Raw genomic sequence first — 9,483 nt, 5'->3', positions numbered from 1 at the left:
CGTGCACCGTCCAGGTTCCAGGTGACGGGCTGTCAGGGCGCAGGATCATCTGTCATAGTTGCTATAGCAAATAGCAAATGGAGCCGCTGACGACCTCAACCCCGTTCTCGGCACCGGCCGAAGATAACGACTCGGTCGCAAGTTGACCTGACGGGCTGTCAGGGCGCAGGATCATCTGTCATAGTTGCTATAGCAAATAGCAAATGGAGCCGCACTCGCCCGGCTCTCCGCCCGCTCCGACCGTTCGACCCGCACCACCAGCTCTCCCCCGCAGCCCCCGCAACGACGCAAGGACCGCTCGTGACCCGCAATGATGCACCCGTGACCGTCGCCCTCGTGGGCGCCGGCAACCGTGGTCAGACCTACGCACGCTGGATCGCCGCGCACCCCGACCGTGCGCGCCTGGTCGCGGTCGCAGACCCGCGCCCGTTCCAGCGGTCCCTCGTGAGCGACGGCGCGGCCGCGGCGAACCCCGACGCCGCCCCCGTCGCGCAGTTCGCGGACTGGGAGGACCTGGTCGCAGCGGGCACCCCGGCCCGCCTCGCCGACATGGTCATCGTGGCGACGCAGGACCGCGAGCACCGCGACCCGGTCGTGGCCCTCGCGGCCCAGGGCTACGCGATCCTCGTCGAGAAGCCGCTCGCGCCGAGCGCCGAGGAGTGTCGCGACGTCGTCGACGCGGTCGAGGCCTCGGGCGTCCTGTTCGGCGTCTGCCACGTCATGCGCTACATGCCGTACACGGACCTCATGAAGTCGGTCGTGGACTCGGGCGTCCTGGGCGAGATCGTCAACGTGCAGCACCTGGAACCGGTCGGCTGGTGGCACGACGCGCACTCCTACGTGCGCGGCCCGTGGCGCTCGGAGAAGACGTCGAGCCCCATGCTGCTCGCGAAGTCGAGCCACGACCTGGACTGGATCCGGTACGTCACGGGCAAGCGCATCCAGACCGTCGCGAGCTTCGGCTCGCTCAAGCACTTCCGTCCGCAGGAGCGCCCGGCGGGTGCCGCGGACCGCTGCCTGGACTGCCCGCTCGAACCGACGTGCCCGTACTCGGCACCCCGCCTGTACCTCGGCACGCTGCGCGAGAAGGGCGCGATCTGGCCCGTCACGGTCGTCACGGACGGCACGGACGAGGCGTCGGTGGTCGAGGCCCTGCGCACGGGCGACTACGGGAGGTGCGTCTACGCGTCCGACAACGACGTCGTGGACCACCAGGTCGTCGCGATGGAGCTCGAGGGCGGCGGTGCGGCGACGTTCACCATGACGGCGTTCTCGGAGCAGGACCACCGCAAGACGCAGATCTTCGGGACGCACGGCTGCCTCGACGGCGACGGCGAGAAGATCCGGGTCACCGACTTCCGGGACGGCTCGGTCACGGTCCACGACTCGGGGCACCACGGCGCGACCAACGCGGCCGACGACCACGGCGGCGGCGACTCGGGCGTCATGGACGCGTTCGTGCGCGCCGTCGCGACGGGCGACCCGAGCCACGTCCGGTCGGGCGCGGTCGAGTCCCTCCAGAGCCACCTCGCCGTGTTCGCGGCCGAGGAGTCGCGGCACTCACGCACCGTCGTCGAGGTCCCGGCCCGTTAGCAGCACGTCCCGTCCGGGCGGCCCTCCGGCCGCCCGGGCAGAGCAGCACCCCGCACGCGCGACGACGCGCAGTGCGGGCTCAACAGCACACGGATCAACCAGCACGGTAGTCATCATTCGACGTCAAAGGAGCACGAAAATGACCATGCCGAAGAAGCACGTGGTGACCGCTCTCGCAGCGATCACCGCCCTCGGCGCTCTCACGGCCTGTGGCGGCGGCGACGCGGCCGGCGGCTCGACCCCCGTCCCCTCGGACGGCGCGGCCTCGGGGTCCGTCACCATGTGGACCTACCCCGTCATCGCGGACGAGGCGGCCCACAAGGCGTTCTGGGACGAGCAGATCGCCGAGTTCACCAAGGAGAACCCGGACGTCGACGTCAAGGTCGAGATCTACCCGTGGGCGGGTCGCGACGAGACGCTCGCGACGGGCATCGCGGGCGGCAAGGGCCCCGACGTCGTCTACCTCATCCCGGACCAGCTCCCGAAGTACGCGAAGTCCCTCGCGGCGGTCGACAACTACATCACGGACAACACGGGCGACCTGCGCGAGAACGCCGCGAAGTCCGTGAGCATCGACGGGGCCATGATGGGCGCGCCGCTGATCATGAACTCGAAGCCGCTCGTGTGCAACGCCGCGGCGTTCGACGCGATCGGCGAGTCGGGCAACTACCCGGCCACCTGGGACGACCTGATGACCTTGGCCCCGAAGTTCAAGGACGCCGGGTACGACGTCACGAACTACTGGGGCGCGGTCGACGCGACGCTCAACGAGTCCTTCTACCCGCTGCTGTGGCAGGCGGGCGGCTCGGTGTTCTCCGAGGACGGCACGGAGGTCGCGTTCGACTCCCCCGAGGGCGTCGAGGCGCTCCAGTTCGTCACGGACCTCGCCGAGGGCGGCTTCGTCGAGAAGGACCTGCTGACGACCATCCCGGCGTTCGAGCAGACCCGCACGGCGCAGGGCAAGATCGCCTGCACGTGGCAGCAGGGCCCCGGCGACGTCGCGAGCTTCTGGGGCGAGGAGAACACGGTCGTGCTCCCCTCCCTCAAGCAGGCCGAGTCGATCGGCTACGGCACGGTCGGCTCGCTGGCCCTCATGAAGAAGGCCGAGAACCTGGACGCGGCGGGCAAGTGGCTCGCGTTCGCGACGCGCCCCGAGGCGTCGGCCGAGTACGCGAAGGCGGCCGGCTGGTTCACGCCGTACACCTCGCAGACGGGCCTGTACGGCGACGACGCGACCATGGCCGCGCTCGAGGCCACGCTCGACGCCACGACCTCCGGCGACCTCAACGAGAAGTCGCGCGAGGTCATGGGCATCCTCGCCCCGGAGATCCAGGCCGCGCTCATCGGCCAGAAGACCCCTGAGCAGGCCATGAAGGACGCGGCCGCTGCCGCGAACCCGCTCCTCGGCTGATCTCGCACCACACCCACCGGGCCGGGTGGCCGCCGCTGACGCGGCCCTCGGCCCGGTGAGGCGAAGGAGAAGAACCCCATGACAGCAACCACCCCGTCCGGAGACGTCCTCGGGCCAGGTCTCGAGGGCTCCGTGCCCGACGGCGCCGCGTCCGTCGCGCGTTCCACGTCCGGTGGGCCCTCGGGCCCGTCGAAGGGGACCGGCCCGACAGGACCATCAGCGTTTCGCCGCACCATGGCCCGCCGCGAGGCACGGATCGGCCTGCTCTTCGCGCTCCCGGCCTTCCTGCTCTTCCTCGCGTTCCGCTTCGGTCCGGCGATCGCGGGCGTGGGGCTGAGCTTCTTCGAGTACACGATCGGCGGCACCGCCGAGTGGACCGGCCTCGACAACTTCGAGCGCATGGTCAACGACCCGATCTTCTGGTCCGCGATGCGCGTGACCCTGATCCTCAGCGTCCTGATCGTGCCGTTGTCGCTCGCGATCTCGACCTTCATGGCGCTGCTGGTCCGCCGCTCGTTCCGCGGCTCGGGCTTCTACCGCTCGGTGTTCTTCCTGCCGGTCGTCACGAGCCTCGTGCTCGCCGCGACGGTGTTCACCTGGGTCTTCTCGACGGGCGGCCCGTGGTCGCAGCTCATGGGACTGATCGGCCTGTCGACCGACTCGTGGCTGGGGAGCACGACCCTGGTCCTGCCGGCCCTGGCGCTCGTGTCGATCTGGTCGCGCTTCGGGTACGGGATGCTCATCCTCCTGGCCCGCATGCAGGACCTGCCGCGTGAGCTCGAGGAGGCCGCGGCGCTCGACGGCGCGAACGCCTGGCACCGGTTCTGGCACATCATCATGCCGCAGCTCAAGCCGACGCTGTTCTTCCTGGCGGTCATCGAGACCACGGCGTCGTTCCAGATCTTCGACCTGGTCTACACCATGACGGGCGGCGGGCCCGCCCGCGCGAGCTACAGCCTCGTCTACCAGATCTACGACCAGGGCTTCAAGTACTTCGACCTCGGCTACGCCAGCACGCTCGGCGTAGCGCTGTTCATCATCACCATCGTCGTTGCGCTGGTGCAGCGTCGCCTCATCGGGAGGGACAAGTGACCACGCTCGCCACCCCCGGCACCCCGGGGCACCCCGGGACCGCTGCCGGCACCACCACCTCGCCTGCCCTGACACCACGCCGCAGGCGCAGCAAGAGCTCGGGCATGGACCTGACGTGGCGCGGCAAGGTCGTGCGCTACGTCGTGCTGAGCCTCGCCGCGGTCGTGACGATCTTCCCGTTCTACGCGATGGTCGTCCTCTCGCTCAAGCCGGCCGCGGCGATCCAGTTCCCGCAGAGCCTGATCCCCACGAACCTGGGCTTCGCGGCGTACGACCGCGTGCTCGGCGCGGGGAACATCTGGACCTGGTTCGGGAACACGCTCATCTACTCGGTCGTGTCCGTGGTCCTGGTCCTCGCGTTCTCCGCGATGGCCGGCTACGCGTTCGCGAAGAAGAAGTTCCCGGGCCGCGAGGCCATGTTCTGGTCGTTCCTCGCGATGGTCATGGTCCCGTACCACGTGACCCTGATCCCGACCTTCATCCTCATGGCGCAGGTCGGCGGCCTGGACACCTACTGGGGCCTGATCCTGCCGACGCTTGCGAACGCCCAGGCGGTGTTCCTCATGCGGCAGTTCATCATGGACATGCCCGACGACCTCTTCGAGGCGGCCAAGCTCGACGGCGCGTCCGAGTGGCGCATCTTCACGCGCATCGTGCTGCCGCTGTGCAAGCCGATCCTCGCGACGCTCGGCACGTTCGTCTTCCTGTGGCACTGGAACGACTTCCTGTGGCCGCTCATCATGGGCCAGGGCACCGACCACTGGACCCTGACCGTGGGCATCGCGTCGCTGCAGCAGCAGGACGTGCCGCTCAACATGATCCTCGCCGGCGCGACCATCTCCTTCGTGCCGATCTTCGCCGCCTACCTCGTGGCCCAGCGCTACTTCCAGGAAGGCGTCACCATGTCCGGAATCAAGGGATAGCACTCGTGTCTTCGACCTCACCCAGCCCCCTGCCCGCCGCCGCCGTCGCTCCTGCCGACGCCTCCGCCGTCGGGCGCTCCGCCGGTCCCTCCTCGCTCGCCGAGCTCGAGGACCTGCTCACCACGCCCTCGCCCGCGCTCGTCGCGGACATGGCCGCCCGCTCGGGCGACCTGGTCGTCCTGGGCGCGGGCGGCAAGATGGGCCCTAGCCTCACGGTCCTCGCCCGGCGCGCGCTCGACGCCGCAGGCCGCACGGGCGACGCCGTCCACGCGGTCTCCCGCTGGTCGGACCCGGCCCAGGCCGACCACCTGCGCGACGCGGGCGTGCACGTCGTGACGGCCGACCTCATGACGGGCGACCCGGCCGTCCTCGCCGACCTGCCCGACGGCGCCGACGTCGTCTACATGGTCGGCGCCAAGTTCGGTACGTCGTCGGCCCCCTCGCTCGCGTGGGCCGCGAACGCCGCGCTCGTGAGCGACGTCGCGCGCCGCTACGCGGACTCGACCATCGCCGCGTTCTCGACCGGGAACGTCTACCCCCTCGTGCCCGTGTCCTCGGGCGGCTGCTCCGAGGACGACCCGACGGGTCCGGTCGGCGAGTACGCCATGAGCTGCCTCGGGCGCGAGCGCCTGTTCCAGCACGCGGCCCTCACGCGCGGCACCAAGGTCGCGAACATCCGCCTCAACTACGCGGTCGACCTGCGCTACGGCGTGCTGTGCGACGTCGCGGCGCCGATCCTCGCGGGCGAGCCGGTCGACCTGACCACGAGCCACGTCAACGTCGTGTGGCAGGGCTACGCGAACGAGGTCGCGCTGCGCGCGCTCGGCCACGCGTCGTCCCCCGCGTTCACGGTCAACCTCACGGGTCCGGAGACCGCGTCGGTGCGTCGCCTAGCAGGGCTGCTCGGCGCGGGCCTGGACCGCGACGTGTCGTTCACGGGCGCCGAGGCGGGGACGGCCCTGCTCAACGACGCGAGCCTGTGCCACGAGCTGTTCGGGTATCCCGACGTCTCGCTGCGCACGCTCGTCGACTGGCAGGCGCAGTGGCTCGCCGCGGGCCTGCCCACGAGCGGCAAGGCCACCAAGTTCACCGTGCGCGACGGGAAGTTCTGATGGGCTCGGTGGTCGACGCCATGAAGCCCGAGTCGCTCGCGCTCCTGCGCGCCGGCACGGTCATCCCGGCCCAGCCGCTCGCGCTGACCGCGGACCGCCGCTTCGACGAGCGCCGCCAGCGCGCCCTGACGCGGTACTACCACGCGGCCGGGGCGGGCGGCGTGGCCGTGGGCGTGCACACGACGCAGTTCGAGATCCGCGACGTCGGGCTCTACCGGCCCGTGCTCGAGATGGCGGCCGAGGTCTCGCGCGAGACGCTGGGTGGGCACGCGCCCGCAGGGTCCACGGTCACCGACCCGCGCCCGCTCGTCCAGGTCGCCGGAGCCGCGGGCCCCACGGCCCAGGCCGTGACCGAGGCGCAGGTCGCGGCCGAGCTCGGCTACGACGCGGTGCTCCTCGCACCTCGTGTCGCGGGGCTCGGCGGCACGCGCGAGGAGGTCGAGCGCTACCTGCTCGACCGCGCGAGGGCGGTAGGCGAGGTCCTGCCCGTGATCGGCTTCTACCTCCAGGAGGCGATCGGCGGGCCGCGGCTCTCGGTCGACTTCTGGCGCGAGCTCGCGTCGATCGAGGCCGTGGTGGCCGTCAAGGCCGCGCCGTTCGACCGGTACCGGACGATCGACGTGCTGCGCGGCGTGGCCGAGTCCGGCCGCGCCGACCAGATCTCGCTCTACACGGGCAACGACGACGCGATCATCGCCGACCTGGTCTCCGAGGTCGACGTCCCGGTCGCGGGGAGCGCGGGCCCGTACACCGCGCGCTTCGTCGGCGGCCTGCTCGGCCAGTGGGCCGTGTGGACGCGGGGTGCGGTCGAGACCCTGCGCCTCGCGCAGGCCGCGCGCGGCGTCACGTCCGACGGCACGCTCACCGTGCCCGACGACGCGGCCCTGCGCCTCCTGGTCGCCCGTCAGACCGGGCTCACCGACGCCAACGCCGCGGTGTTCGACTCCGCGAACGACTTCGCGGGCGTCATCGCGGGGGTGCACGAGGTCCTGCGCCGCCAGGGTCTGCTCGAGGGCATCTGGTGCCTCGACCCCGCCGAGACGTTGTCGCCCGGGCAGGCCGACGAGCTCACGCGCGTCACGGCCGCGTACCCGTGGCTCGGTGCGTCGGACGACGCGTTCATCGCCGAGCACCTCGACGCGTGGCTGGGATGATCCTGCGATGAGCCGCACCACGAGCGTCGTCAGCGTCTCCCCCGCGCTGCGGGCCGAGTTCTTCACGCCCGCGGCATGGGAGACTCTGACGGCGCTGACCGACGTCGTCCTCGTCGACGACCCGGCCACGCTGGGCGCGACGCTCGACGCCCGGACCGGTGCTGCGCCGTCGGGCCTCTCACGTGCTCAGGTGCTCGTCATCTCGTGGGGCACCCCGCGCCTCGACGCCGCGCTGCTCGACCGCCTGCCGGGCCTGCGGCTGGTCGCGCACACGGGCGCGAGCGTCAAGCCGTTCGTCACGCCCGAGCTGTTCGCGCGCGGCGTGCGCGTGACGCAGGCCGGGCAGGGCATGGCGCAGTCGGTCGGCGAGGTGTCGGTCGTGTTCGCCATGGCCCTGCTGCACCAGCTCCCGCGGTTCCACCACGGCCTCGCGTCGGGCGCCTCGTGGGAGGACGCCGAGGACGCGCCACCGCGGTTCGAGATCGCGGGCACGCGCGTCGGCGTGATCGGCGCGTCCCGGACCGGGCGCGCGGCGATCACGATGCTCCGCGCGCTCGGGGCCGAGGTCGTGGTCGCGGACCCGACGCTGTCGGCCACGGACGCCCAGGCGCTGGGCGTCACGCTCCTGAGCCTCGACGACCTGCTCGCGACGAGCCGCATCACCATGCTCCACGCACCCACGCTGCCCGAGACGCACCACCTCGTCGGGGCGCGCGAGCTCGCGCTCATGCCCGACGGCGCCGGGCTCGTCAACACCGCCCGGTCCTGGCTGACCGACGAGGAAGCCCTGCTGCGCGAGGTCGCGAGCGGACGGATCGACGCTGCGCTCGACGTGTTCGACGCCGAGCCGCTGCCCGTCGACCACCCGCTGCGGACACTGCCGAACGTGCTCCTCACGCCGCACCACGCCGCCGCGACGGTCCAGGGGCGGCTGCGGCAGGGGTCGATCGTGGTCGAGGAGATCGCGCGCTTCCTGGCGGGAGATCCGCTGCAGCACGAGGTCGACGAGGCTGCGCTCACCCAGATGGGCTGAGCCCCCCCCGACACGTCGGCCGCGGGGCGGTGGGAGAATCGGGACCATGCCCGACGACGTCCCCTCCTCCCCCGTGCCCGCACCCTCGCCCGGGGTCACCGGCGCAGAAGACTGGCGCCCGCACCTCGGCACCGGCGCCGAGCGCCCCGCCCCGACGCTGCCCCACCTCGTGTTCTTCGAGCCGCGCATCCCCGGCAACACGGGCAACGCGATCCGGCTCGCGGCCGTTACCGGCGCGCGCCTGCACCTCGTCGAACCCCTGGGCTTCGACCTCGACGAGCCCAAGCTCCGCCGCGCGGGCCTCGACTACCACGACCTCGCCGCGCTGGAGGTCCACGCCGACCTCGACGCAGCCCTGGCCTCGATGCCCGAGGCACGCGTCTTCGCCTTCACGACCAAGGCCACGACCCGCCACACCGACGTCGAGTACCGCCCGGGCGACGTGCTGCTGTTCGGCCCCGAACCCACCGGCCTCCCCGACGACGTCCTGGCCCACCCCCGGATCACCGACCACGTCAAGATCCCCATGCTGCCCGGGCGCCGGTCGCTCAACCTGACCAACAGCGCGTCGATCGCGATCTACGAGGCGTGGCGACAGACGGGGTTCGCGGGCGGCGTGTGAGGGATTCCCCGTACAGGGTGAAATGTCCATGGAAGGGTTTTCACGGATGTCCTGGCACCGGCGTCCAGGATGGACTGGACAGGTCCGGGGGACGACGACGTCCCCTCACCTGAAGCGAAGGAGCTCCATGCGAACCACCGGAAAGCGCGCCCTGGCAGTCTCAGCCCTCGTCGCCGCCACCGTCGCCCTGGCGCCGGCCGCGAACGCGGCCCCCTACGACGCCGGGCCCTGCACGTTCGACCTGACCCGCACCGGGAACACGTTCCGCCTCGACGCCGGCACGTGCGACTGGGTGCACCTCGAGGTGACCGCCAACGCCTGGGGCATCAACCTCTCCCGGTCGGCCTCGACGACCGACGTCACCACGTTCACGATCGAGGGACCGGCCTGGTCGGTCACCAAGGGGCTCGCCGTCGGGCGCCTCGGCGCAGTGACCGGGCCAGTGGTCCGGGTGCTCTGACGCCATGACCTGAGACGTGAGCCCCGGTGGGCCCGGTTCCCGCGCGGGGGCCGGGCCCCCCCCCTGCGTGCGCCCGGCGCGGG

Annotated in this window: 9 protein-coding genes; all 9 read left to right on the top strand. The window is 71.5% G+C overall.

Translation table 11 applies throughout. The features are described 5' to 3' along the window. The first annotated feature begins 321 nt into the window (after positions 1-321). The 9 genes from H9640_RS16465 to H9640_RS16425 all read left to right on the top strand — a co-directional run bounded on the left by H9640_RS16465 (position 322) and on the right by H9640_RS16425 (position 9,400). Entirely contained in the window at positions 322-1,593 is a 1,272-nt protein-coding gene (locus H9640_RS16465) for a Gfo/Idh/MocA family protein (RefSeq protein WP_191791858.1), read from the top strand. 139 nt (positions 1,594-1,732) lie between these two features. Then, complete coding sequence (locus tag H9640_RS16460) at positions 1,733-3,004, top strand: ABC transporter substrate-binding protein (RefSeq protein WP_191791857.1); 1,272 nt, start codon at positions 1,733-1,735, stop codon at positions 3,002-3,004. Positions 3,005-3,082: 78 nt separating this feature from the next. Further along, positions 3,083-4,096 (top strand): carbohydrate ABC transporter permease, encoded by a 1,014-nt coding sequence (locus H9640_RS16455; protein ID WP_225227355.1) that lies wholly within the window; start codon positions 3,083-3,085, stop codon positions 4,094-4,096. After that, positions 4,093-5,019, top strand: a complete 927-nt coding sequence (locus tag H9640_RS16450; protein WP_051703238.1) for a carbohydrate ABC transporter permease — start codon at positions 4,093-4,095, stop codon at positions 5,017-5,019. Before H9640_RS16455 ends, H9640_RS16450 begins: the two co-directional genes overlap by 4 nt. Positions 5,020-5,024: 5 nt before the next feature. Then, positions 5,025-6,131, top strand: a complete 1,107-nt coding sequence (locus H9640_RS16445; protein WP_318243814.1) for an NAD-dependent epimerase/dehydratase family protein — start codon at positions 5,025-5,027, stop codon at positions 6,129-6,131. After that, complete coding sequence (locus H9640_RS16440) at positions 6,131-7,285, top strand: dihydrodipicolinate synthase family protein (RefSeq protein WP_225227354.1); 1,155 nt, start codon at positions 6,131-6,133, stop codon at positions 7,283-7,285. Before H9640_RS16445 ends, H9640_RS16440 begins: the two co-directional genes overlap by 1 nt. 7 nt (positions 7,286-7,292) lie before the next feature. Continuing rightward, a complete protein-coding gene (locus tag H9640_RS16435) occupies positions 7,293-8,318 on the top strand; it encodes a hydroxyacid dehydrogenase (RefSeq protein ID WP_191791856.1) in 1,026 nt (341 codons plus the stop codon). 157 nt (positions 8,319-8,475) lie between these two features. Next, positions 8,476-8,940: a tRNA (cytidine(34)-2'-O)-methyltransferase gene (locus tag H9640_RS16430; RefSeq protein WP_225227372.1), complete on the top strand. Its 465-nt coding sequence runs from the start codon at positions 8,476-8,478 to the stop codon at positions 8,938-8,940. A gap of 127 nt (positions 8,941-9,067) precedes the next feature. After that, on the top strand, positions 9,068-9,400 hold the full coding sequence (locus H9640_RS16425; RefSeq protein ID WP_138825874.1) for a hypothetical protein: 333 nt from the start codon (positions 9,068-9,070) through the stop codon (positions 9,398-9,400). Positions 9,401-9,483: the final 83 nt, after the last annotated feature.

Origin of the sequence: Oerskovia gallyi, from assembly GCF_014836745.1 — a bacterium.
In the GTDB taxonomy this organism is placed as follows: Bacteria; Actinomycetota; Actinomycetes; order Actinomycetales; family Cellulomonadaceae; genus Oerskovia; species Oerskovia paurometabola.
Note: the sequence above shows the minus strand (reverse complement) of the source record. Positions and strands in the feature narration are given on the sequence as shown.